The sequence below is a fragment of the Pseudomonas sp. PsB genome, assembly GCF_043658375.1.
GTDB classification, from domain to species: domain Bacteria; phylum Pseudomonadota; class Gammaproteobacteria; order Pseudomonadales; family Pseudomonadaceae; genus Aquipseudomonas; species Aquipseudomonas putida_Z.
Genome location: NZ_JBIGLU010000001.1, coordinates 545,218 through 569,776 on the forward strand (window position 1 = coordinate 545,218; position 24,559 = coordinate 569,776).

16 protein-coding genes are annotated in these 24,559 nt (G+C 62.4%); 6 read left to right on the plus strand and 10 right to left on the minus strand.

Annotation, left to right across the window (positions count from 1 at the left end):
- Positions 1-31 precede the first annotated feature (31 nt).
- From mscK to betI, 5 genes are all read right to left on the minus strand, one after another.
- On the minus strand, positions 32-3,367 hold the full coding sequence (mscK, locus tag ACGLHT_RS02560) for a mechanosensitive channel MscK (protein WP_274119837.1): 3,336 nt from the start codon (positions 3,365-3,367) through the stop codon (positions 32-34).
- A 35-nt stretch (positions 3,368-3,402) separates the two neighbouring features.
- Positions 3,403-5,145 (minus strand): potassium/proton antiporter, encoded by a 1,743-nt coding sequence (locus ACGLHT_RS02565; RefSeq protein WP_025340945.1) that lies wholly within the window; start codon positions 5,143-5,145, stop codon positions 3,403-3,405.
- A 267-nt stretch (positions 5,146-5,412) separates the two neighbouring features.
- Complete coding sequence (gene betA, locus ACGLHT_RS02570; protein WP_085614616.1) at positions 5,413-7,110, minus strand: choline dehydrogenase; 1,698 nt, start codon at positions 7,108-7,110, stop codon at positions 5,413-5,415.
- A 77-nt stretch (positions 7,111-7,187) separates the two neighbouring features.
- The gene (gene betB / locus ACGLHT_RS02575; protein WP_025340943.1) at positions 7,188-8,660 is read right to left on the minus strand and encodes a betaine-aldehyde dehydrogenase; all 1,473 of its coding nucleotides are present in this window, start codon (positions 8,658-8,660) and stop codon (positions 7,188-7,190) included.
- A 39-nt stretch (positions 8,661-8,699) separates the two neighbouring features.
- Entirely contained in the window at positions 8,700-9,356 is a 657-nt protein-coding gene (gene betI, locus ACGLHT_RS02580; protein WP_025340942.1) for a transcriptional regulator BetI, read from the minus strand.
- A 533-nt stretch (positions 9,357-9,889) separates the two neighbouring features.
- Between betI and ACGLHT_RS02585 the strand changes: the two genes are divergently transcribed.
- Together ACGLHT_RS02585 and ACGLHT_RS02590 are read left to right on the plus strand one after the other, a co-directional pair.
- Complete coding sequence (locus ACGLHT_RS02585; protein WP_249352862.1) at positions 9,890-11,836, plus strand: BCCT family transporter; 1,947 nt, start codon at positions 9,890-9,892, stop codon at positions 11,834-11,836.
- A 120-nt stretch (positions 11,837-11,956) separates the two neighbouring features.
- Positions 11,957-16,603 (plus strand): dermonecrotic toxin domain-containing protein, encoded by a 4,647-nt coding sequence (locus ACGLHT_RS02590; RefSeq protein ID WP_394518413.1) that lies wholly within the window; start codon positions 11,957-11,959, stop codon positions 16,601-16,603.
- On the opposite strand, the gene ACGLHT_RS02595 is transcribed toward ACGLHT_RS02590, so the two are convergent.
- From ACGLHT_RS02595 to gpmI, 4 genes are all read right to left on the minus strand, one after another.
- Entirely contained in the window at positions 16,587-17,375 is a 789-nt protein-coding gene (locus ACGLHT_RS02595; protein WP_274119839.1) for a divergent polysaccharide deacetylase family protein, read from the minus strand. The two genes, ACGLHT_RS02590 and ACGLHT_RS02595, sit on opposite strands and share 17 nt — an antisense overlap.
- A gap of 8 nt (positions 17,376-17,383) precedes the next feature.
- Complete coding sequence (locus tag ACGLHT_RS02600) at positions 17,384-18,700, minus strand: S41 family peptidase (protein WP_023660970.1); 1,317 nt, start codon at positions 18,698-18,700, stop codon at positions 17,384-17,386.
- A gap of 78 nt (positions 18,701-18,778) precedes the next feature.
- The gene (locus tag ACGLHT_RS02605) at positions 18,779-20,083 is read right to left on the minus strand and encodes a murein hydrolase activator EnvC (RefSeq protein WP_015272119.1); all 1,305 of its coding nucleotides are present in this window, start codon (positions 20,081-20,083) and stop codon (positions 18,779-18,781) included.
- Between the two features lie 231 nt (positions 20,084-20,314).
- Positions 20,315-21,850 (minus strand): 2,3-bisphosphoglycerate-independent phosphoglycerate mutase, encoded by a 1,536-nt coding sequence (gene gpmI / locus ACGLHT_RS02610; RefSeq protein WP_137162569.1) that lies wholly within the window; start codon positions 21,848-21,850, stop codon positions 20,315-20,317.
- A 206-nt stretch (positions 21,851-22,056) separates the two neighbouring features.
- Between gpmI and ACGLHT_RS02615 the strand changes: the two genes are divergently transcribed.
- Genes ACGLHT_RS02615 through secB form a run of 3 tightly spaced genes read left to right on the plus strand, consistent with a single transcriptional unit; the run spans position 22,057 to position 23,251 of the window.
- Positions 22,057-22,470 (plus strand): rhodanese-like domain-containing protein, encoded by a 414-nt coding sequence (locus ACGLHT_RS02615; protein WP_003259887.1) that lies wholly within the window; start codon positions 22,057-22,059, stop codon positions 22,468-22,470.
- A gap of 1 nt (position 22,471) precedes the next feature.
- Complete coding sequence (gene grxC / locus ACGLHT_RS02620; RefSeq protein WP_003249204.1) at positions 22,472-22,726, plus strand: glutaredoxin 3; 255 nt, start codon at positions 22,472-22,474, stop codon at positions 22,724-22,726.
- A 39-nt stretch (positions 22,727-22,765) separates the two neighbouring features.
- On the plus strand, positions 22,766-23,251 hold the full coding sequence (gene secB / locus ACGLHT_RS02625; RefSeq protein ID WP_013974581.1) for a protein-export chaperone SecB: 486 nt from the start codon (positions 22,766-22,768) through the stop codon (positions 23,249-23,251).
- Between the two features lie 151 nt (positions 23,252-23,402).
- Here the strand turns inward: secB and trmL are convergent, their stop codons facing one another.
- A complete protein-coding gene (trmL, locus tag ACGLHT_RS02630; RefSeq protein WP_137162568.1) occupies positions 23,403-23,864 on the minus strand; it encodes a tRNA (uridine(34)/cytosine(34)/5-carboxymethylaminomethyluridine(34)-2'-O)-methyltransferase TrmL in 462 nt (153 codons plus the stop codon).
- Here trmL and ACGLHT_RS02635 point away from each other — a divergent pair.
- Positions 23,863-24,300 (plus strand): hypothetical protein, encoded by a 438-nt coding sequence (locus ACGLHT_RS02635; RefSeq protein WP_075046617.1) that lies wholly within the window; start codon positions 23,863-23,865, stop codon positions 24,298-24,300. The two genes, trmL and ACGLHT_RS02635, sit on opposite strands and share 2 nt — an antisense overlap.
- Positions 24,301-24,559 lie beyond the last annotated feature (259 nt).

A 24,559-nucleotide genomic window follows, 5' to 3' on the forward strand; every position in this document is an offset into this window, starting at 1 on the left:
ATTCTGCACAGAATAAAGTATTAGAGCCCACTCAGGCCGAAGCAGTGCCATCCGGTTTCGGCTGCTCCACCGGAATCAGCTGCTGTTTGCCGCCCTTCGGATCCATCAGAAACACCTCGACCTGGCGCACCGAGATCTTGATGTTGTGCGCCTTGAACTCGCGGTTGATGTAGCGGTTGATCTCGTCCAGCGTCGGGTTGCGGTCGCCCAGGTCGCGTACATGCATGCGCAGCTCGTGGTCCAGCGAGCTCTCGCCGAAGTTGAGGAAGTACACGATCGGCTCCGGGTCCTTGAGCACGCGTGGGTTTTCGTGGGCACCCTTGAGCAGCAGGTCGCGCACCAGGTCCAGGTCCGAGCCATAGTCGATGCCCAGCTTCAGCGTTACCCGGGTGACCGTGTCGGTCAGCGACCAGTTGATCAGCTGACCGGTGATGAAGGTCTTGTTGGGGACGATGATGTCCTTGCGGTCGAAGTCGGTGATGGTGGTGGCGCGGATGCGGATCTTGCTCACCGTGCCCGACAGGTTGCCGATGGTAATGGTGTCGCCAATCCGCACCGGGCGCTCGAACAGGATCATGATGCCGGAGATGAAGTTGGCGAAGATTTCCTGCATGCCGAAGCCCAGGCCCACCGACAGCGCGGCCACCAGCCATTGCAGCTTGTCCCAGCTGACCCCGAGGGTCGACAGGGTGCTGACGATACCGACGCCGACGATGACATAGGACAGCAAGGTAGTAGTGGCATACGCACTGCCCTGGGCCAGGTTGAGCCGCGACAGCACCAGTACTTCGAGCAGGCCGGGCAAGTTCCGTCCTAGCGCGAAGGTGATGCCGATGATGACCAGCGCACCGAGGAAGTCGCCCAGGCTGATCGGCACCATGCTGGCGGTGGCACCGGTGCCGCTGGAGTACTCGTACAGGGTGAAATTGTTGAGGTAGGCGAACACCGAGATCAGGTCCGACCACACCCAGTACAGGCCGGCGATGAAGCCGCCGAGCAGGGCCAGGCGGATCAGGCGCAGCGACTGCTGGTTGACCTGTTCGATGTCCAGGGTCGGCTCTTCGGTGATGACTTCGCCATCCAGCCCTTCCTTGGCCGCCGCCCGCTTGCTCAGCGCGCGCTGGTAGGCCAGGCGCCGTGCCGCCACCGACAGGCCACGCACGAACGCGGCTTCGATCACCAGCCAGAACAGCAGCAGGTACAGGGTGTAGATCAGCCGGTCGGTAAGTTTCAGTGCGGTGTAGTAGTAGCCGAAGCACACGGCCACGAACAGGGCGATGGGCAGGGCGGTGAAGGCCACACCCACGGCCTTGCGGAACAGCGAGGTGTCGCGGTGCGCCGGGCTGCTGAGCAGCAGGCGGCTGAGCAGCCAGGCCATCAGTGCGTAGCAGGTCAGTACCACGCCGATACCCAGCACATCATCGGCCAGCGCCGAAGGCTGATGTTCGGCCACTGCCACCACGCCGACCAGTGCCAGTACCACGGTGCCCAGGCGCCGCACCCAGCCGCGCAGGAACTCGACCTGCGGCTTGTGCCAGCGGAAGTGGATTTCCGCCACGCCGCCCGGGGCGAGGATGCGGTAGGCGGTGTAGAACACCAGCCAGGCCTGGGCCAGTTGCCAGAGGGCGGCGCCGAGGTTGGCATTCTGCCCGCGGGCGTCGATCTGCAAGGCGTAGCTGCACAGGGCCAGGCCCAGGCTGACCGGCATTGCCAGCAGGATGTTGATGAGGATCGCCTGTGGCGTGTGCCACTGGCTGTCACGGCGGAAGTGGCCGATGTCCTGGTGCACCTTGCCCAGCCGTTGGTACAGGTACTTGCGCCGCCACAGCAGGGCGCCGATCACCAGCAGCAAGGGCAGGAACAGCAACGGTCGCTGGCCCAGCCCATCGGCCAGTTCCTTGAGGCCCGAACCCCAGGGCAGGCTGGCTACCTGGTCGGCGAAGCGTGCCGGCACCAGGCTCAGCCATTCCCAGTCCAGTGGCTTGTTGCTGGGAATCCAGAACATCTGCTCTTCGAGCGTGGTGCGCAAGCCCTGGGCGGTGCCGAGCAGCTGCTTCTGGTTGAGCTGCAAGGTGATCGATTCGTTGAGCAGTGCCGATAGCTCCCGGCTGAGGCGTTCGAGCAGGTCGACGCGGGTAATCATCACCTCCAGCAGCGCCTTGCGCAGCTGAGGGGTAACCTGCTCCTGCGGTTGGCCGAGCAGCAGGTTGTCGACGTACGCGGCGGGGCTGCTCATCTGCTCGCGTTGCTGGTTCACCTCGAACTGGTAAAGACGGATATCGGCGATCTGGTCAGCCAGGTCGCGGTCGACTTTCAGGTGCGGCAGGGCCTGCTTCTGCTTGTAGAGGATCTTGGACAGCAGCAGGCTGCCCTTGAGCACGCTGATCTGTTCGTCCAGGGCCTGGTCGGCCTGGGTCAGGCTGTCTAGCTGCTGCTTGCTGCGCAGGTTCTGCTGGGTCAGCTCGTTGAGGCGGTCGGTGCTCTTGAGCAGGTAGTCGGACAGTTTCAGGTTGGCAGCGCTTTCGTTGGCCAGCAGGGTGCTGCCGCCGGCTTTCTGCGCTTCGATCGACTGCTGGGTGACCGCCTGCTGCGACTGGGCCAGGCGCTTTTCGTTGATCAGCGATTGCAGGTCCTGGATTTCCTGCTCCATTCGTGTGGCGCGCTCGATCAGCAGGTCGTGACGGGCATTGCCCAGGTCTTGCAGCAGGCCGTTGCCGGCCAGTTCCTGGCGGCGCAACGAGGTCAGGGCATTGAGCGACGCCAGCTCGGCATTGAGCTTGTTGCGTTGGTCGCTGTTGAGTGGCTTGCCGTTCTCCTTGCCGCTCTTGAGGCTGAGGTTGATCTGCTGGGTACGTGTCTGGTTGTTGCTGATTTCTGCCTGAGCCCGCTCTGGGCGGGTCTGCGAGTTGATGATCAGGCTGTTGGCATCCGACAATGCCTTTTGCAGTTCGCCTTGTTGCGTACTGCGCTCGCTGAGCATCTGCTCCAGCTGTGGCACGTTCAGGGTGGCGTAGCGTTGTGCCACCGGCAGGGGCTTGCTGGCCTTGAGCTTGATCAGCTCGCGCTGGCTGTCGGCGGTTTCCTTGGGCGCGCCAGCCAATTGCTGCTTGAGTGCCTCAAGCTTCTTTTCGCTGTCTTCCTTGCTGAGCAGCAGTGCCAAGGTCTGTTCCAGCACCTGTTGCTGGGCCTTCTGCTCTGGTGTCTGTTGCGCAGCCTTGGGGTCGGCCTCGGCACCCTTGGGCTGGGAGATCTTGTTCAGGCTGCTCTGGATGCTGGTCGTGGTGGGAAGCTCGGCCGCGCCAGCGGCGAACGAGAGAGACAGGCACAGCCCGAGCAGGGCTGTGCGGAGGTACACGCGCAGGGACATAGGCAGACTACTTGTGGATCCGGCAGAAACGAAGTTTAGAGGAACAATCCTGGTCCGGGTCGCGTTCCTTCGGGGAATCTGACGCCTACTTTCTGGATCTTGTTCCCGTCCATGGTGGCCACGGTCCAGATCGTGCCATGCCATTCGACCTGGTCACCTACTACTGGAGCGCCTCCGACCTTCTGTCGGATGAACTGGGCCAGCGGCATTTTCGCGTCCAGGCCGTCGAGTTTCAGGCCGTACAACGCTGCCACCGCACCCAGTTCGGCATCGCCTTCGAGCACGAAGTCGCCGAAGAAGCGCAGGTCAAGGCCACGTTGTGGCGCCTGGCTGAACAGTTTGCCCAGGGCCGGCAGGTTATGTTCGTGGCCGATCACGCAGAGCATGTCGCCTACTTCCAGTACCGTACTGCCGGACGGGTGCAGCAGCTGCTCGCCCCGGAACAGCGCGGCGATCCGCGTGCCTTCGGGCATTTTCAACTCGCGCAGGGCGGCACCGATGCACCATTTTTCGGCGCCCAGGCGGTAGACGAACATTTCCCACTCGCTGGTGATGTGCACTTCCAGGGCGGAACGGGAGATTGGTGCCGGGTCTGGCGGTACTGTCACTTTCAACAGCTTGGCCATCCACGGCAGGCTGGTGCCTTGCACCAGCAGCGACACCAGCACGATGAAGAAGGCCAGGTTGAAGAACAGCTGGGCGTCCGGCAGGCCGGCCATCAGCGGGAACACCGCGAGGATGATCGGTACCGCACCGCGCAGGCCGACCCAGGAGATGAAGCCCTTTTCGCGGCCATGGAAAGCCTTGAACGGCAGCAGGGCGGCGACCACCGACAGCGGCCGCGCCACCAGGATCATCCACAGCGCCAGGCCCAGCGCCGGCAGGGCGATGGGTAGCAGGTCGTGGGGCGTGACCAGCAGCCCCAGCACCAGGAACATGCCGATCTGCGCCAGCCAGGCCATGCCGTCGAGCATGTGCAGGATGCCGTGGCGGCTGCGGATCGGCTTGTTGCCCAGCACCAGGCCGCACAGATACACGGCAAGGAAGCCGCTACCGTGCAGGGCGTTGGTCAGCGAGAACACCACCAGGCCGCCGGCGATCACCAGGATGGGGTAGAGGCCGCCAGCCAGCTTGATGCGGTTGACCAGTTGCAGCATCAGCCAGCCGCCGCCCAGGCCCAGCAGCCCGCCTATGCCGAATTCGCGCAGCAGGTGGGTGAGCAGGCTCCAGTGCAGGCCGGTCTGGCCGCTGGCGATCATGTCGATCAGGGTGACGGTGAGGAACACTGCCATCGGGTCGTTGCTGCCCGATTCGATCTCCAGGGTGGCGGTAACCCGCTCGTTCAGGCCTTTGCCGCCGAGCAGCGAGAACACCGCCGCGGCGTCGGTAGAGCCGACGATGGCGCCGATCAGCAGGCCCTGGATCAGGCTCAGGTCGAACAGCCAGGCGGCGACCAGGCCGGTGAGGGCGGTGGTGATCATCACGCCGATGGTGGCCAGCGACAGCGCCGGCCACAGCGCCACGCGGAAGCTCGCCACCCGCGTGCGCAGGCCGCCGTCGAGCAGGATCACGGCCAGCGCCAGGTTGCCCACCAGGTAGGCGGTCGGGTAGTTGTTGAAGATGATGCCGCCACCATCGACCCCGGCGACCATGCCGACGGCGAGGATGATGACCAGGATAGGGATGCCCAGGCGCGACGACAGCGAACTGACCAGGATACTTGCGCCCACCAGCAATGCGCCGATCAGGAACAGGCTGTTGATGGTGCTTGCATCCAAAGGCAGGTACTCCGGGGACCGCAGGGGGGAGGGGACTTGATAGCATGACGCTAGCAGGTCGCGTGCCAAATGATTCTAACCTGATGAATTGGCAGGCTGTAAAGCGTTTCTGCAGATGAAAAAAAGGCACCGCGGTGGGTGCCTTTTCGGGTGTTGCCTGGGTGGGCCCTTTCGCGGGTGAACCCGCTCCCACAGGTACTGCACAGTTTTCAAAACCTGTGTGAGCCCTGTGGGAGCGGCTTTAGCCGCGAAGAGGCCGGTGCAGGTTTACGCCTGCTTGACTTCACGCATCGGCTTGCCCTTCACCGGTGCATCGCCCGCCACGTAGTACTTGGCGGTGCTGCGCGGCAGCGGCTTGCGGCCACGGATCTTGTCCGAGATTTTCTCGGCGATCATGATCGTGGTGGCGTTGAGGTTGCCGGTGATGATCAGCGGCATGATCGACGCATCGACCACGCGCAGGCCCTTCATGCCATGCACGCGGCCTTCGCCGTCGACCACCGCCATGTCGTCGGTGCCCATCTTGCACGAGCAGGACGGGTGGAAGGCGGTTTCGGCGTGTTCGCGGATGAACTTGTCCAGCTCTTCATCGGTCTGCACGTGCGCGCCCGGGCTGATCTCACGGCCACGGTACGGGTCCAGTGCCGGCTGGGCCATGATTTCGCGAGTCAGGCGGATGCCGTCACGGAACTCCTGCCAGTCCTGCTCGGTGGACATGTAGTTGAACAGGATACTCGGGTGTTGGCGCGGGTCCTTCGACTTGGCCTGGATGCGGCCGCGAGCAGGCGAGCGCATGGAACCCATATGCGCCTGGAAGCCGTGTTCCTTCACACCATTGGAGCCGTTGTAGTTAATGGCCACCGGCAGGAAGTGGTATTGAATGTTCGGCCACTTGAATTCAGGGCGGGTACGAATGAAACCACCGGCCTCGAACTGGTTGCTGGCGCCGATGCCGGTGCCGTTGAACATCCACTCGGCACCAATGGCCGGCTGGTTCCACCACAGCAGCGACGGATACAGCGACACCGGCTGGGTGCAGGCGTACTGCAGGTACAGTTCCAGGTGGTCCTGCAGGTTTTCGCCAACGCCCGGCAGGTCGTGCACAACCGGGATGTCGAGGCTTTCCAGCAGGGCGCGCGGGCCGACGCCGGAACGTTGCAGCAGTTGCGGCGAAGCGATGGCGCCGGAGCTGACGATGACTTCCTTGCGGGCGCGGGCTTCAACGCGTTCTTCGCTGTCGCCGACCAGGTAGGTCACGCCGATGGCGCGCTTGCCGTCGAACAGCACGCGGTCAGTCAGGGCGTGGGTGACGATGGTCAGGTTCGGGCGCTTCTTGGCCTGGTCCAGGTAGCCACGGGCGGTGCTGGAACGGCGGCCGTTCTTGGTCACCGAACGGTCCATCGGGCCGAAGCCTTCCTGCTGGTAGCCGTTGAGGTCTTCGGTGCGCGGGTAACCGGCCTGCACGCCGGCCTCGACCATGGCGTGGAACAGCGGGTTATTGCCAGCCTTTGGCGTGGCAACGCTGACCGGGCCTTCGCCACCGTGGTAGTCGTTCGGGCCGATGTCGCGGGTTTCGGCTTTACGGAAGTACGGCAGGCAGTCCAGGTAGGTCCAGTCTTCCAGGCCTGGCAGTTCTGCCCAGCCGTCGAAGTCCATGGCGTTACCGCGGATGTAGCACATGCCGTTGATCAGCGACGAGCCGCCCAGGCCCTTGCCGCGGCCACATTCCATGCGGCGGCCGTCCATGTACGGCTCCGGGTCGGTCTCGTAGGCCCAGTTGTAGCGGCGGCCCTGCAGCGGGAAGGCCAGGGCGGCCGGCATCTGGGTACGGAAGTCGAAGCGGTAGTCGGGGCCACCGGCCTCCAGCAGCAGTACGGTGACGCCGGCGTCTTCGGTCAGGCGGGTCGCCAGGGTGTTACCGGCCGAGCCGGCACCGACGATGATGTAATCGAATTCTTGGGACATGAAAGTACCCTCGTGTTGGCGGTGAACAGGGAGCGGGAACGCCCGTGCGCAGCGGCACGGGCGGGGCTATACAGGGTTTAGAAAACCGAGTTGTAGCCGCCCAGCTCGACCTGGACCGACTTGATGCGAGTGTATTGAGCCAGCGAGCTGACGCCGTTCTCACGGCCTACGCCCGACTGCTTGTAGCCACCGACCGGCATTTCGGCCGGCGATTCGCCCCAGGCGTTGATCCAGCAGATACCGGCTTCCAGCTTGTGGATGATGCGGTGGGCGCGGGTGATGTCGTTGGTGCAGACACCGGCGGCCAGGCCGTACTCGGTGTCGTTGGCACGACGGATGACTTCTTCTTCGGTTTCGTAGGTGAGGATGCTCATCACCGGGCCGAAGATCTCTTCCTTGACGATGGTCATGTCGTCGGTGCAGTCGGTGAAAACGGTCGGGGCCACGAAGGCGCCCTTGGCGAAATCACCGGCGGTCAGACGCTCGCCACCGCACAGCACGCGGGCACCCTCTTCCTTGCCCTTGGCGATGTAGCCAAGCACGCTTTCCATGTGCTGGAAGCTGACCAGGGGGCCGAAGTTGGTGTTTTCGTCTTCCGGGTTGCCAGCGCGGATGCGGGCAACGCGCTCGACGATCTTGGCCTCGAAGGCAGCTTTCATTTCAGCCGGGATGAACACGCGGGTGCCGTTGGTGCACACCTGACCCGAGCTGTAGAAGTTGGCCATCATGGCGATGTCGGCGGCCTTGTCCAGGTCGGCGTCGGCGCAGATGATCAGTGGCGACTTGCCGCCCAGTTCCATGGTGACTTCCTTGAGCGACGAGCTCGAGGCGCTGGCCATGACCTTCTTGCCGGTGGTGGTGCCGCCGGTGAAGGAGACTTTTTCGATGCGTGGGTGCTCGGTCAGCCAGGTGCCGACTTCGCGGCCGCTGCCGGTCAGGACGTTGAACACGCCGTTCGGCAGGCCGGCTTCGGTGTAGATCTCGGCCAGTTTCAGGGTGGTCAGCGAGGTGACTTCCGACGGCTTGAAGATCATCGCGTTGCCGGCGGCCAGGGCCGGGGCGGATTTCCACAGGGCGATCTGGATCGGGTAGTTCCAGGCGCCGATACCGGCGGTCACGCCCAGCGGCTCGCGGCGGGTGTAGACGAAGGACGATTCACGCAGCGGGATCTGCTCGCCTTCGATGGCCGGAACCAGGCCAGCGTAGTACTCCAGCACGTCGGCGCCGGTGACGATGTCGACGTAGCGGGTTTCCGAGTACGACTTGCCGGTGTCCAGGGTTTCCAGCATGGCCAGCTCGTCGTTGCGCTCGCGCAGGATCTCGACGGCGCGGCGCAGGATGCGCGAACGCTGCATGGCGGTCATCGCGGCCCAGACTTTCTGGCCACGCTCGGCGCTTTCGACGGCCTTCTCGACGTCAGCCTCGGTGGCACGTTGCACGTGGGCGAGGACTTCGCCGGTAGCCGGGTTGATGGCTTCGAAGGTGGCATCGCTGCCAGCGTCGACGTAAGCGCCATCAATGTAGAGTTTTTGCGTTCCGAAACGGGCCATAGTGTCCTCGCAAGTGCAGTGTGTGGTTTGGCTTGCGCGTCACGCTCCTGCCGGGTTGGCAAGGGCCGTGCGCGTTGGTTCAGCGGCCTGGTCGTTTGTACCCAGGGTGTGCTGCTTAGCCAGTTGTAGATCCATGTATTCGTAAGCAATCCGTATCGCCTGGTCGGTGTCGAATGCATCACCCGACAGGGCGCCACGCAGCCACAAGCCGTCGATCAAAGCTGCCAGGCCGCGGGCTGCCTTGCGCGCATGGTAGAGCGGCAGGGCGCGGCGGAACTGGCAGCACAGGTTGGAATACAAGCGGTGGTCGTTGATCCGCTGCAACCTGTGCAAATCGGGCTGGTGCATGCTGGAAGCCCAGAAGGCCAACCAGGTTTTCATCGCCGGGCCGTTCACCTGGCTGGCATCGAAGTTACCCTCGATGATCACTTTCAGGTGGGCGCGCGGGCTGTCGTCCGTCAGGGCCTGGCGACGTGCTCTGACACCTTCGTTGAGCATGTTCATGATGTAACCCATCGTCGCTGCGATCAGGCCGTTCTTGTCCCGAAAGTAGTGACTGATGATGCCGTTCGACACACCGGCCAAACGGGCAATCAGCGCAATGCTGGCGTCGCCCAGTCCGACCTGATCGACCGCCTGCAACGTGGCTTCGATCAACTGCTGGCGGCGGATGGGTTGCATACCGACCTTGGGCATCTTGCTATCTCCTCAGGCCTGCGAGCAGACGACGGGCGGCTGACTCGGCGAAGGCCAGTCTATTTTGTTTTGATTGAACGTTCAATCAATAAAGAATAAGCTCTGCGACAATTTGTGCCATTGACAGTTTTTCAGGCGGTCGAGAAGGCACGGATTGACACCCCAGGAAATCGCGTAACCCCCGGAATACAAGGCGTTGACGGGCATGAGCGATGCGAAATGCAGATTCTGCCGTGCGGTCATGGACCCTGCGGCGGGCCCTTGGAGCGGGCGGGGTGATCTGTGACGAATGCGCGCACCTCGGCTGAGGCGTGGCATTTGCAGCAGGCCACCTGTCTGTTTTTTTGCAACGTATCGATTCGGGATCACGGTTTCCAGGGTGCTTTTATAACACCTGATGCAGTGGGGATATTCCACCAATTGCTCGGGAAAGACTGATTAGCCTCCACAGCCGTACTGCCCGGAGCATTCGTGCAATGAGTTCTGCCTCACTTACCAACCCTCCGGCCGAGAGGGTACGGGTCAACCGCGTGGTGTTCTTCACCTCCGCGCTGATGATCCTCGTTCTGACTGCCTTGCTTATCGCTGTACCCGAAACCGCCGGCCAGGTGCTGGGCGTGGCCCAGAAATGGCTGACGCGCACCTTCGGCTGGTACTACATGCTGGTAATCGGCGGTTACCTGCTGTTCGTCATCTACCTGGCCTTCTCCGACTACGGCAAGCTCAAGCTTGGCGGCAAGGATGACCAGCCCGACTTCAGCTATGGCGCCTGGGCCGGCATGCTGTTCTCCTCCGGTATCGGCATTTCGCTGCTGTACTTCGGCGCTTCCGAGCCGCTGGACCACTACTTCAACCCACCGGAAGGCACCTCTGCCAGCCTCGACGCAGCGCGCCAGGGCCTGCAGCTGACCTTCCTGCACTGGGGCCTGCATGGCTGGGCGATCTACGCCCTGGTCGGCCTGGCCGTGGGTTACTTCGCCTACCGCCACAACCAGCCGCTGGCCCTGCGCTCGGCGCTGTACCCGCTGGTCGGTGAGCGTTGGGTCAAGGGTGCTGCCGGCAATGCCGTGGACATCTTCGGTATGTTCGTCACCCTGCTGGGCCTGGTGACCAACCTGGGCATCGGCTCGATGCAGGTGGCCTCCGGCCTGGAATACCTGTTCGGCATGGACCACAGCAAGACCAACCTGCTGGTGGTGATCCTGGTCATGGCCGGCGTTGCCACCGTGGCGGCGGTCTCTGGTGTGGAAAACGGCATTCGCCGCCTGTCCAACCTGAACATCATGCTGTTCAGCGGCCTGTTGATCTTCGTCCTGCTGGGCGGCGAAACCCTGCACCTGCTCAACGGCTTCGTGCAGAACATCGGTGACTACCTCAACGGCATCGTGCTGAAAACCTTCGACCTCTATGTGTATGAAGGCGAAGCCGGCAAGTCCGAGCGCTGGCTGGGCCTGTGGACCGTGTTCTACTGGGCCTGGTGGATCTCCTGGGGCCCGTTCGTCGGCATGTTCATTGCCCGTATCTCCAAGGGCCGCACCGTGCGCCAACTGGTCAGCGGCGTGTTGCTGATCCCGCTGGGCTTCACCCTGGCCTGGCTGTCGATCTTCGGCAACACCGCGCTGGACCTGGTGATCAACCAGGGCGCCGTTGAGCTGGGCAAGACCGCCCTGGAACAGCCGTCGATGTCGATCTACCAGCTGCTGGAATACTTCCCGGCGGCCAAGATCGTGATCGGTGTAGCGGTGTTCGTCGGCTTCGTGCTGTTCCTCACCCCGGCCGACTCCGGCGCGGTGATGATGGCCAACCTGTCGTGCAAAGGTGGCAAGGTCGACGAAGACGCCCCGCACTGGATGGTGGTGTTCTGGTCGGTGGTCATCACCCTGGTTACCATCGGCCTGCTGTTCGCCGGTAACTTCGAAGCCATGCAGACCATGGTAGTGCTGGCGGGCCTGCCGTTCTCGGTGGTGCTGGTGCTGTTCATGTTCGGCCTGTACAAGGCCATGAAACAGGACGTGGCGGTCGAGCAGGAGCGTGCCGAGCTGGCCGCCCGTGGCCGTCGTGGCTTCAGCGAGCGCCTGACCCAGCTGGAACTGCAGCCGACCCAGGCCGTGGTGCAGCGTTTCATGGACAAGCAGGTCAGCCCGGCGCTGAAAGAAGCCGCCGCGCAGTTGCAGACCCTGGGCTTCGAGGTGGAAACCCGGGTTGGCCAGTCGCGCAACATGATGGGCCTGCGGGTGATGATGGAAGAGGGCAACCCGTTCGTCTATGAAGTGAGCCTGGATGGCTACCTGGCCGCGCCGAGCGAAGCGCCGGTGGAAGGTGAGCCGGAAGTGCGCCAGCGCTTCTACCGCGCCGAGGTGTACCTGCACGATGGCAGCCAGGAGTACGACCTGATGGGCTTTGCGCCGGAGCAGATCGTGCGTGATGTACTGGATCAGTTCGAAAGCCACCGCCAGTTGCTGGGGCGTGTGTACAGCTGATTCTTGAGCGATGAGGAGGCCCTGCAAGACGCAGGGCCTTTTTCATGGGCAAGCAATAATTAGCCCGGGCGTCGTACAAGTTTGCTTCAGCCTGCCGGTTTTCTTCCGGAGGCATGCTTCATGAAACGTTCCGCTATTTCCACATTCGATTTTCAGTACGCCGCAGCCAGTCAGTTCAGTGATCGGCCGACATTGCGGCAGGTGACCAGCGAGCAGCTGTGGACCGTGCTGCTGGGGAAGCTGCCCTGGCTTGCCTCTGTGAAGCCGGCGCTGTCCAACGCCGACCCTCTCATGCTGGATAGTCCCGATCCCAGCACGCCTTACTGGGGCACGCAACCGCTGGTCGACCGTGTGCTCCAGGCATTGCTCGAAGCACAGCCGCTGGACATCGAGCCTGTCGGTGAGCGGCATCACAAGCTTGCATTGACCTCCTCATACCGTTTTCCTGGCTCGAAAAGCGCGTTCGACACCCGCCAACTGAGCGGCATGTCCGACGCGCTCGACGAGCTGGTAAAGCAGTTGCCACGGCTTTTCTGCGAGGCACAGCTCAAATACTGGAATGCCAAGGGCAGTGCAGGGGTGAGCCGTGACCAGTGGTTGCAACTGCTGCTCCGGACTGCACTCTTGCGTGGCCTGCCTCTGCAAGGGCTGGACGTTCAGGAGCAGGCCTGCATTCGCGGATTGATCCGCGGTGGTGCTGCCCAGCCATCGGTCTGTTTCGTGAAAGCCAGCCTGACTTGTGGGTCGATTCAGTACGACCAGATGCTCAGTCATCTGCTGGTCACTGGCGATTACGATGAGCGGCAGGTGGTGCTCTGGTGCGCGCCGTCCGGTATCACGCGCAGCTTCGCTTCCCTGGCTGATTTCGGCGAAGCGTTGCGCAACGAACTGGCGCAGCACTACAGTTTTCAGAGTATGTCGTGGACGCGTCAGCCGGTTGAGGGCAACGTCTTTGCCCAGCAGGTTTCGCTGTTGCTTGAGTCCATGTTCCAGTCTTTCGACCTGATGCGCTTCAGTGGCTTGTCCGATGTGGCGGCAATGGAGAGGCGTTTCGCCGACCTGAGCGACCCGGCGGCCTGGTTCGTACGCTACGAAGACGACACGCCAGCCACCATGGCCCCGCCAGGTCTCAGGGCCAGCGCTCCCCAGGACAGCTTTGCCTGTCGCGCCGCGTTGTTGCAGCTCGCCCTTGACCAGTTGGATGCCGGGGGTGTTTCGGTGCTGGACGGCGTCCAGTCATTGACGGCGTATACCGCGCAGCAACTAGGCGAGCAGATGAAAAAGGAGCACGGGGACGAAACCTCTCCAGATCACCTGCTTCTCGACCTGTATATCGCTCGGGGTGTGCCTGGCGGCGCTGCGACAGGTGCCGGTGGCGGCGAGCCACTGGCGTTCGTGGGTACCAAGTCGCTTACCGAATTTGCTATCGGTAACCTTGCTTCCCTCAAGGGCGCGGAGATCAAAAAGGTCCGCCATCAGAAGGGCATCACGCCCCCGAAGTGGCTGGATGCCAATGCTGCGAAGCGACTGGTGACCCAGGTAGACATTGGTGGCCGTTACCCAACCTATGTTGCCGAACAGTTCGATGATCAGGCCATGCGCGCCGAGCGCATCGTGCGTTTGGCCAGGGAATGGCGAAGCGGGTTTCTTTCCAGCGCCCTTTCGGCCAGGCTCGACGCGAAGGTCTCCGAAGTGGGTTTACAGTGCGTGGTGGATTTTTGCGCAGGTCATCAGGACCCCTTGGTTCCGCGCATGTCCTTGATCCCCCTGGCTTTCAGGCGCAGCCGTCATTCGCGCAAGAAAGACGAGGTGCGCGGCATGTACTTGCTGTTCTGCGCCGAGCCGGCAAGGGTTCTGCTGTACCGCCCGCTATATCGACAGGACACGGTTCGCGAGTACGCAAGCCTTGAGGCCTTGCTTGCACATATTCGTGAGTCGGCTCTCTTCCAAGAGAGCATTCTTGACTGGATCGACCCGACAGCGCGCGACGTATATGCAGAGGGTGGTTTCAGCGAGCCGCACATTGTGAGTATTGGTCTCGACCCTTATACGCTCCCGGCCAAGCCGGAGCCGGCGATTCTCGACCTGAAGCTGTGGCTCAACAAGGTTGACGAGAAAATATACCAGGCCAATCGAGATCTGCTGGTCGAGCTGGCAGGCCTGGAATCGGTATCTGACGCCGAGAGCCGCTGGCAGCTCCTGTGCGAAGGCGCCTGGCTGTTGTTCGATGTGGTGACTCAGGCGATACGCGGTCCGGTCGCGTCTGTGGCCTGGTTGGTACAGTTTCTGGCTTCGCTGCAAAGCGACTTGACCGCGTTGGAGCAGGGTGGTGAGTTCGATCGGTCTGCTGCAGTGGCCGACTTGTTGCTTAACCTTGGGATGACGCTGCTGCATGCCCATCAACCGAAACAGGAGACAGTGCCCACAAGGCGGCTGCCTGATGTTTCACTGTTCGAAGGGCCTGACCTGCAAAACGGCGCGTTTGCCGAACTTGCTATCGAGGCGCGTGAAGAGCCGGAAGGCAAACTGGGCGAACTGGGCAGCCAGGTACTGGACTTTTCCTGGCGCGGCCAGCATGGGTTCAACTGGCTACCCGCGCAACAGCGGCAGAGGTTGCAAGCCATGCGCTCCAGCGTCTCGGTCAATGGGTTGAGCCCTTTGACAGGGGGTGATGGTGAAGGCCTGTACCAGATCGATAAGAGCTACTACGCGGCCATGGCTGGTGACCTCTATAGCGTGGAGTTGCTGGCTGAGGGAGTTCGGGTAATCGATGCGACTGGCGGTTACGGGCCTTGGCTGGCATTTGTCGATGGGGCTTGGCGGGTGGATACGAAACTGCGCCTTGCGGGAGGGGCTCCCGACTCCAAGACTTTGGTATCGCGCCGCTTCGATAAACTGTACGAAAAAGTTTCCAAGCTGGATGAGGACGTTCCGGCGTTGAAAGCGGAGGTCCAGGCAGTTACCCAGCAGATGATGGCTTTGCACAAAAACCTTGTGGCCATGGAGGGGTTGAAGGTGAAAGCGCAGTCTGAGGTGGCTTCGGCCCCTGCAGGTACTGATGTGTCAATGAAGGAGTCGCTGATAGAAAAGTATGCTCAACGAGAAATGGAGGTGAAGGAAAGCATCGCTCAGCAGCGTGAGAAAATCGTTTCGCTGCTTGAAGAGGCCATTGGCAAGATGGATGAACAGCTAAAACTGTTGATCACGATGGCAGAACCAAAGTATGCCAGGCCTCGCCATAACAAGGGGTTGGATGAAATTCTTGACCAGCATCAGGAAAGTGCTCGAATAGAGCTGATTCGCGATTGTGTGTTCGTTTACAACGAGCTGTGGAGCCTTACGGACTATCCGCAACTTGCCGCGCTGCAACGGGCTATCGATGGGAAGCCATTGGCAGAGGTCGGCGAACAATATGCTGCGTTTCGTATCAAGCTGGAGCAGGTGGTGGAGTATCAGGACCGCATGCTCGCCATACGAGTGCACCTGGACAATTTGCTGGCCGAGACGCCGGTTGAGCGCGTAATACCTTCCAACCCACCTGGCGGCGATCGCACAGTTGAGCAGTTGATCGCTGAAAGAGCCTTCTCGACCGTGCAGATGCGCTTCCATCAGGTGCAGAACCTGGCAGACCTGGCCTTGCACCTCAATGCTCCCGGCGGCCTTCAGACAGTCGCCCGCTACCGGGACGAACTGGTCAGCATGGCCTTGCGCAACGCCGCAGAGACTCACGGGGACCTTGACTTCGCCAATCTGTCGGCAGATGACCGCGTCGTGATCTTGCAAGAGGCATGGGATGAGTACTCTGCCGCATTGTTCAATAGTGCCCGCATTCTCCGCGAAGGTGGCGACCTTATCGAGCCTGCAATGCTCGAGCGGTATCGCAACCATCTAGAGCAACTGAAGGAAGATGCGGGGCAGAAACTGGTTGTCGCGATCTCGGAGCAGGAGGGTGAAGAGGTCGTGCAAAAGCGCACGCCATACAAAGTGTCTACCAAAGAGCAGAAGGTAGTACGCAACCTTGCCGGGCAGTTGATGATCGGGGTGGAAAGAACGATAGGCGAACACAAAATTGTAGAAGTGCTCGAGACTTTCAGTGAAGAAGTGCTGGCAACTTTCGACGAGGTGGATGGGGAATGGCGACAGCGGGAAAGCAAGCGCCCTTCATTGCCGGACGAAGCTGCTCCAACAGATTTGCCCAAGTGGGTACAGGCGCTCCTGGACGAGAGCGGTTCCGTGCGAACGCGGGCCGGGGGCTTTATCAAGTCCCATATCAAAGGGGCGTTGCTCGAAGAGTTGTTCGATCAGCAGCTGGGAAAGCTGAATCAGGCGCTCAGTGTGGTGCGTGAGGCTGGCGGAAACGACGAGCTGGTCAGGGCGCTGGAATTGGATCTGAAAGAATTGAGAGCGGATAAGAAACAGAAAATGATCGAGCTCTATACCAGCACCCTTTATCCGTCGGCCAAAGGTTTACAGTATCTTCACAAAGAGGGCCTGATACAGGTTAAGTATGTGAAGCGGTGCACCATGCGGGATGGCAGCGCATTTGACGAATACCAGATCCGGAGTCTACTGAGTAAGAAACCCCTTTGGGTTGCGCACTTCCATTTGCCCACGCAAGGCGCTGGAGCTGTTGATTTCACGGTGGGTCACCTCAGGACTTGGAAACAGCGCTTTTGGGGCGGCCAGGTCGCTGCTGGCTCGGGCCAGCGGGTGCACAGGGGAAGACTTACACTGGCCGAGGCCCGAGGAATCATTCCTTTCCGTTGAGCCTGCAAACGGGGGCAGTGGGGTGGTGCCTGACATGTGCAGGCATCGTCTGATTGCCCCGCTCGGCAATCATCTGTTCCAGACCGATCAGCTCTATGCCCTGGCGCTTCAGCCGGGGCAGTTCGCGTTCGAGCACTTCGAGGGTTTGCGGATAAGGGTGGCCGATCAGCACGGCTGAGCCTTGTTTGCGAGCCAGTTCGACCCCGAGCTGCAATTCGCTGCCAATGGCCTCGGGCGTGCGTACGTTATCCAGAAAGACATCGCGGGATACCTGTGCCAGGCCCAGGGCCTGAGCCTGGAATGCAGCCACCGTGGCAGCGCTGGTGCGGCTGTCGACAAAGAACAGGTGCCTGCGTTGCAGGTCAGCCATCAGCATCGCCATTGCTTCGGGTTCGGCGGTCATGCGGCTGCCCATGTGGTTGTTGATGCCGACTGCGCACGGCACCTGCGCCAGGGCGGCGTCCAGGCGCCTGGCCAGCTCCGGCAGAGGCGTGCCGGGGTGCCACGCGTAAGGGCCGGTGGCCGGGTCCATGGGCATGTGCAGGATCACCGTCTTGCCAGCCTTGTGCGCCTGGCGGGCAAAGTCGGTGGCATGCGGGGTGTCGGGCATGATCGCCATGGTCACCGGACCGGGCAGGGCCAGGGTGCGGCTGTCGCGCTCGCTGCTCTGGCCCAGGTCATCGATGATGATGCTCATGTAGGCCTTGCCGGCCGGCGCCGCTTGCGCGACCCCGGCCATCAGGCAGAACAGCAGACACAGCAGATAACGCATGGGGTGGATCAGTCGCCCTTGGTGATGTTCAGGCCTTTGAGCAGGCTCAGGGCCTGGCTCAGCTGGAAGTCGTCATCCTGTGGGCGCTCCTTGCGCTTGCCGCTGCCGGTCGGGCGGTCGGCACCGCCGTTGCCGTTGCCCAGGTGGCCCTGCAGGTCGGCTTCCTTGAAGTTGTCGGTGTCGGCTTCGGCGGTGAGCTTGGCCGGGCGCACTTCGATGTCGGGGACGATGCCCTGGGCCTGGATCGAGCGGCCGTTGGGGGTGAAGTACAGCGCGGTGGTGAGCTTCAGCGCACGGTCGTTGGCCAGTGGCAGCACGGTCTGCACCGAGCCTTTGCCGAAGCTGTCGGTGCCCATCAGCACGGCGCGTTTCTGGTCTTGCAGGGCGCCGGCGACAATTTCCGAGGCCGAGGCGCTGCCACCGTTGATCAGTACCACCAGTGGCACGCCGTCGCTGGCGTCGGCCGGGTCGGCAGAGAAGCGCAGCTCGGAGTTGGCGATGCGGCCCTTGGTGTAGACGATCAGGCCCTTGGTCAGGAAGTGGTCGGCCACTTCCACCGCCGACTGCAGCACGCCGCCCGGGTTGTTGCGCAGGTCCAGCACCACGCCGCGCAGCTTCTTGCCGTTGTCCTTGCGCAGCTTGGCCAGGGCCTTGCCTACTTCGTCGCCGGTCTTGACCTGGAACTGGGTGATGCGGATGTAGCCGTAGTCGTTCTCCAGCAGCTGGCTCTTCACGCTTTTGACCTGAATGACCGCCCGGGCCAGGGTCACGTCGAAGGGATTGCCGCCGTCGCGCACCAGGGTCAGGGTGATTTTTTCGCCGACCTTGCCGCGCATCTTGTCGACCGCTTCGGTCATGGTCTGGCCACGAGTCGGGGCGCCGTTGATCTTGACGATCAGGTCGCCGGCCTGCACGCCGGCACGCGAGGCCGGGGTGTCATCGATCGGCGAGACAACCTTGATGAAGCCGTCTTCCTGGCCTACTTCGATGCCCAGCCCGCCGAACTCGCCGCTGGTGCTTTCCTGCAGTTCCTGGAAGTCCTCGGGGCCGAGGTAGGCCGAGTGCGGGTCAAGGTTGCTGAGCATGCCCTTGATGGCATTTTCCAGCAGGGTCTTGTCATCCACCGGCTCCACATAGGCCGCCTTGATGCGGTCCATGACCTCGGCGAAGGTGCGCAGCTCTTCAAGCGGCAGTGGCGCCTTGGCGGTCACCTCGGTGGCCGGTACTGCGGCCGGCTTGGCCGGCTCCGCGGCAGTGGCCAGGGGCGCGCCGACCGCCAGGGCGATGGACAGGGCCAGCTGGGTGAGACGAGGCGAGTGCAGCATGTCGAACGAACTCCTGATCCTGTAAGCGCTCCCTGGGGAGCATCGGCGCAGCCCGTGGGCTACCCCGTAGAAATTTGACTAGCCCCGGCACCACTGCGAAGGGTCGGTAGGCCGGCCCTGCTGGCGGATGGCGAAGTACAAGCCGGCAGCGTCCTGGCCGCCGCTGTCGCCAACGGTGGAAATGGCCTCGCCAGCCTTGACGATATCACCGGCGCTCTTGAGCAGGCTCTGGTTATGGCCGTACAGGCTCAGGTAACCGTTGCCATGGTCGAGAATGACCAGAAGCCCGGCACCGCGCAACCAGTCGGCGAACACCACGCGCCCGCCGTGCACGGCACGGACCTGGGTGCCCGGGTTGGCGCTGATCATCACCCCGTCCCACTTGGCACGGGCATCGCTGCCGCGGGCATCACCGAAACGTGCCAGCAATCGACCATTGACTGGCCAGGGAAGTTTTCCCCGTGCGGCAGAAAATGCGCCGCCGTAGTTCGCGCCGTCGCTGGAAACCAGCGGGCCCAGGGTGGTGCGGGCCTTTTTCGGTGGCTCCACCGGTTCGCGGGCCTGTTCGCGGGCGGCAGCTGCGGCCAGGGCTTCCTGCTGGCGGCGCTTTTCCGCTTCCTGCTGGGCCAGCAAGGCCTTCTTGCGCGCTTCTTCGGCCTCGCGGGCCTGGCGGGCGAGGGTTTCCTCGATGGTCTTGAGTACCTTGGACAGGTCGGCCTGATCCTGCTCGCGCGATTGCAGCTTCTGGTCGCGGTCCTTCATGTCGCTGTTGAGCTTGGCCAGCACCTGCTGGCGCTTGCCGCGCTCGGTTTCCAGGGCCTGGCGGCGGCTGTCGAGGTCGGCGCGCTGGGCCAGCAGCTGTTGCTGCTGGGTAGCGATTTCCTGTTCGACGTTGGCCAGTTGGCGCAGGGTCTCGTTGAAGGTGCGCAATTGCTCCAGGCGCGCCTTGCTCAGGTAGTCGTAGTAGGTGAGGGTGCGGGCGAACTTCTCGGGGTTCTGCTGGTTGAGCAGCAGCTTGAGGTATTCCTCGCGGCCGTTCTGGTAGGCCGAACGGGCCTGGATGGCGATCAGCCGCTGTTGTTCAACGCGGGCGCTCTGGAGTTTTTTTTTCTCGGTATCAAGGCGCTCCAGCTCGCCCTCGGTCTTTTTTAGTTCTTGCTGCAGGGCCTCCACCTGCTTTTCGAGGTTGCCGATATCGGTCTCGGTGGCTTTGAGGTCCTTTTGCACACCGGCCTTTTCTTCCTGGAGCTTGCCCAGCGTCTTCTTGAGCTCGGCAATGTCCTGGCGGGTGGCGTCCAGTTGCTGCTGGGTCTGCGCACGCTCATCGGCAAAGGCCGGGCTGAGCAGGCAAGACAGGGCTAGGAGAATCAGGGCGCGAAGCATGGGGTTTGGCGTACCAAGGATGGAGACTGGCCTAGTATGCCCGCGCGGGCGGGCAAAAAAAACGCCTCGCTGCGGGTGCAGAGGGGCGTTTGTCTGGAATTCATGTGTTATTGGGGCTGCTGTGCAGCCCATTCGCAGCACAAGGCTGCTCCTACAGGCATTGCACGAGCTCTTTGTAGGAGCAGCCTTGTGCTGCGAATGGGCCGCAAAGCGGCCCCCTTTGGCGCCGAATCAGGCGTCGACCAGAATCGAGGTACCAGTCATTTCCACCGGCTTTTCCAGCCCCAGCAGCTTCAGCATGGTCGGCGCCACATCGGCCAGCACGCCGCCGTCACGCACCTTGACGTTGCGCTTGCCGACATAGATGAACGGCACCGGCTCGGTGGTGTGCGCGGTGTGCGCCTGGCCGGTGCACTCGTCTTCCATCTGCTCGACGTTGCCGTGGTCGGCGGTGATCAGCGCTTCGCCGCCGACCTTGTCCAGAGCTTCGACGATGCGCCCTACACAGCCATCCAGGGCTTCGACGGCTTTCACCGCCGCTTCGAACACGCCAGTATGGCCGACCATGTCGCCGTTGGCGTAGTTGACCACGATCACGTCATAACGCTGCTGCTCGATGGCCTCGACGATGCGGTCGGTAACTTCCGGTGCGCTCATTTCCGGCTGCAGGTCGTAGGTGGCGACCTTCGGCGAAGGGATCAGGATGCGCTCTTCGCCTTCAAACGGTTCTTCGCGGCCACCGGAGAAGAAGAAGGTGACGTGGGCGTACTTCTCGGTCTCGGCGATGCGCAGCTGGGTCTTGCCGTTCTTCGCCAGGTACTCGCCCAGCACGTTGTTCAGGCTGGCCGGGGCGAAGGCGGCGGGGGCCGGGATTTTCGCCGAGTACTGAGTCAGGCCGATGTAGGCGGCCAGTTTTGGCAGGCGGGCACGCGGGAATTCGTTGAAGTCGGCTTCGACGAACACGCGCGACAGTTCGCGGGCGCGGTCGGCGCGGAAGTTCATGAAGATCACCGCATCGCCGTCTTCGACCTTGACTGCTTCACCGATGCGCGTGGCCTTGACGAACTCGTCGCTCTCGTCGCGGGCGTAGGCCGCTTCCAGGCCGGCCAGGGCGGTGTCGGCGGTGTATTCGGCAGCGCTGTCGACGATCAGGTTGTAGGCGGCGCTGACGCGGTCCCAGCGGTTGTCGCGGTCCATGGCGTAGTAGCGACCAATCAGGCTGGCGATGCGGCCCTTGCCCAGCTTGGCGAAGGCGGCGTCGAGCAGTTCGATGGACGACTGTGCGCTGCGTGGCGGCGTGTCGCGGCCATCGAGGAAGGCGTGCAGGTAGATCTTTTCCGCACCGCGCTGCGCGGCCAGTTCGGCCATGGCTACCAAGTGGTCCTGGTGGCTGTGTACGCCGCCGTCGGACAGCAGGCCGAGGATGTGCACGGCCTTGCCGGCACTGGCTGCCTTGTCCACGGCGCCGGTCAGAACCGGGTTGTTGAAGAACTCGCCGTCGCGGATGGCCTTGGTCACCCGGGTGAAGTCCTGGTACACCACGCGGCCGGCGCCGAGGTTCATGTGACCGACTTCGGAGTTGCCCATCTGCCCGTCCGGCAGGCCGACATCCATGCCCGAGCCGGAAATGAGGCCATGCGGCTGGCTGGCGCGCAGGCGGTCATAGACCGGTGTGTTGGCGGCGTAGATGGCGTTGTATTCGGGGCTTTCGCTGTGGCCGAAGCCATCCAGGATGATCAGGACCAGGGGTTTGGGCGTACTCGTCATCAATCAAACTCACGGTTGTTCAAAGATGATAAAGACACGCATTTTAGGGCAAATGCGCCACCGGCGGCGAATATTCGTCCTGTTCCCTGACCAGCGTGGCCAATGTGGCAACATGAAGGTACCTTTCCGGCCGGCCCGTCGGGCTTTGGTGGCACTGGGGGGCTGTGTATACTGGCCGGCATTTTCAATCGCGTGGAACACCCCAGATGGTTGCTAACCTGATTCAATTTGCGACAAACCACTACATCCTGGTGGCGATCTTCGTTGTTTTGCTGGTCGCGCTGCTGGTCAACGAAATCCGTCGCGGCGGCCAGAGCCTGAGCAACGGCCAGCTGACTGCCCTGGTCAATGCCGAGAAAGCCCTGGTCATCGACATCCGCCCGACCAAGGAATACTCCGCCGGTCACATCGTCGGTGCGGTGAACATCCCGCAGGACAAGCTGGTCAACCGCATGAGCGAGCTGGACAAGCACAAAGAGAAGACCCTGATCGTCGTCGACTCGATGGGCCAGCAGTCCGGCACCATCTGCCGCGAGCTGCTCAAGGCTGGTTACAACGCCGCCAAACTGAGCGGTGGCGTTTCCAGCTGGAAAGCCGATAACCTGCCCCTGGTGAAGTGATATGAAGCCCGTCATCGTCTATTCCAGCGACTACTGCCCCTACTGCATGCGCGCCAAGTACCTGCTCGAGAGCAAGGGCGTGGCCTTCGAGGAAATCAAGGTCGACGGCAAGCCACAGGTTCGTGCCGAGATGAGCCAGAAGGCCGGCCGTACATCTGTGCCGCAGATCTGGATCGGCAGCACCCATGTCGGTGGATGCGATGACCTTTATGCCCTGGAGCGCGCCGGCAAGCTCGACGCGCTGCTGGCGGCCTGATTTGCACTGCATTCAAAAACATTAGGATAAGGATCTGCCATGACTGACCAACAGACCAACGGCGCTGCTGCAGAAGACAACAGCCCTCAGTTCTCCATGCAGCGCATCTATGTGCGCGACCTGTCGTTCGAAGCCCCGAAAAGCCCGCAGATCTTCCGTCAGACCTGGGAGCCGAGCGTTGCCCTGGACCTGAACACCAAGCAGAAAGCCCTGGAAGGTGACTTCCACGAGGTGGTGCTGACCCTGTCGGTTACCGTCAAGAACGGTGACGAAGTGGCCTTCATCGCTGAAGTGCAGCAGGCTGGTATCTTCCTGATCAAGAACCTGGACGCGGCTTCGATGAGCCACACCCTGGGTGCGTTCTGCCCGAATATCCTGTTCCCGTACGCCCGCGAGACCCTGGACAGCCTGGTGACCCGCGGTTCGTTCCCGGCCCTGATGCTGTCGCCGGTCAACTTCGACGCCCTGTACGCGCAGGAAATGCAGCGCATGCAGGAAGCTGGCGAAGCGCCGACTGTGCAGTAATAGCTGCTGGTATCAAGAAAGCGCCTCTCGGGGCGCTTTTTTGTTGCCTGTGCCGGCCTCTTCGCGGGCATGCCCGCTCCCACAGGTTCGCGTTCGGCGTCCTACCTGTGGGAGCGGGCGAGCCCGCGAAAGGGCCGGCACAGGCTATAGCTCAGCTCCCGGCAAACCCATTCTGCCGCCACGCCTCATACACCGTCACAGCCACGGTATTGGACAGGTTCAGGCTGCGGCACCCCGACCGCATCGGCAGGCGCAGGCGTTGTTCGGCCGGCAGGCTGTCCAGTACCTCGGTCGGCAAGCCACGGCTTTCTGGCCCGAACAGGAAGGCATCACCCGGCTGGTAGGCCACTTCGTGGAACGGGTGCGAGCCCTTGGTGGTGAAGGCGAACAGCCGTGGGTTGCCCAGGCTTTCCAGGCATCCGGCCAGGCTCTCGTGGCGCTTGAGCGTGGCATACTCGTGGTAATCCAGCCCCGCGCGCCGCAGGCGCTTGTCATCCAGTTCGAAGCTGATGGGCTCGATCAGGTGCAGGTCGCAGCCGCTGTTGGCGCACAGGCGAATGATGTTGCCGGTATTCGGCGGAATTTCTGGTTGAAAAAGGATGACGTGAAACATGCACGGCTCCAAGCGTGAAGATGACGGGCATTCTACCCCCGAACCGGACCTGCGTTCGAAGGCGTTCCCGCGGGTGATGCTGTCGCTGGCGATCGTCGGCTTGATGGTGGGGCTGATGATCGGCCGCCTGACCACACCCGACGAGCGCGAGCTGCAGCAGGTGGAGGTGGTGCAGGATGGCCTGGAGCTGTGGTTCAACGAAGAGCCCCAGCTGCATGGCGAGAATGTGGAAGGTACGGTAGCGCTATTGTTCCAGGCCCAGGGCAAGGCCCGGCAAGGGCAACTGAGCCTGCAGGGCAAGCCTGTGAGCTGGCGGGTGCAGAATAGCAAGGAAGGTCTGTTGCTGACGGTGGTGGCCGCGCGCCCCCTGCACGGCGAGTGGGCCGGTGCAGAGGACGCTGGGCGCTGGCGGTTGCAGGTGAAACTGCACGAATAAAAGAGGGGATATCCCGGCCTGCCTGTACCAGGGTCCCCGAAAGGGGTACTGCGTATAAAGGGGGGATGGCCCGGCCTGCCTGTACCGAGGTCCCCAAAACTGGCGATGTTGCGAATAAAAGAGGGGTTCACCCGGCCTGCCTGTACCAGGGCCCCCGAAACTGGATATGTATGGGTTATTGCAGGGGGCGTGCCAGTTTTGAAAAGCCCGTGAATTATGGGTTTTAAGGGTGATTTGGCCGTTTTTGCGGGGGATTTGT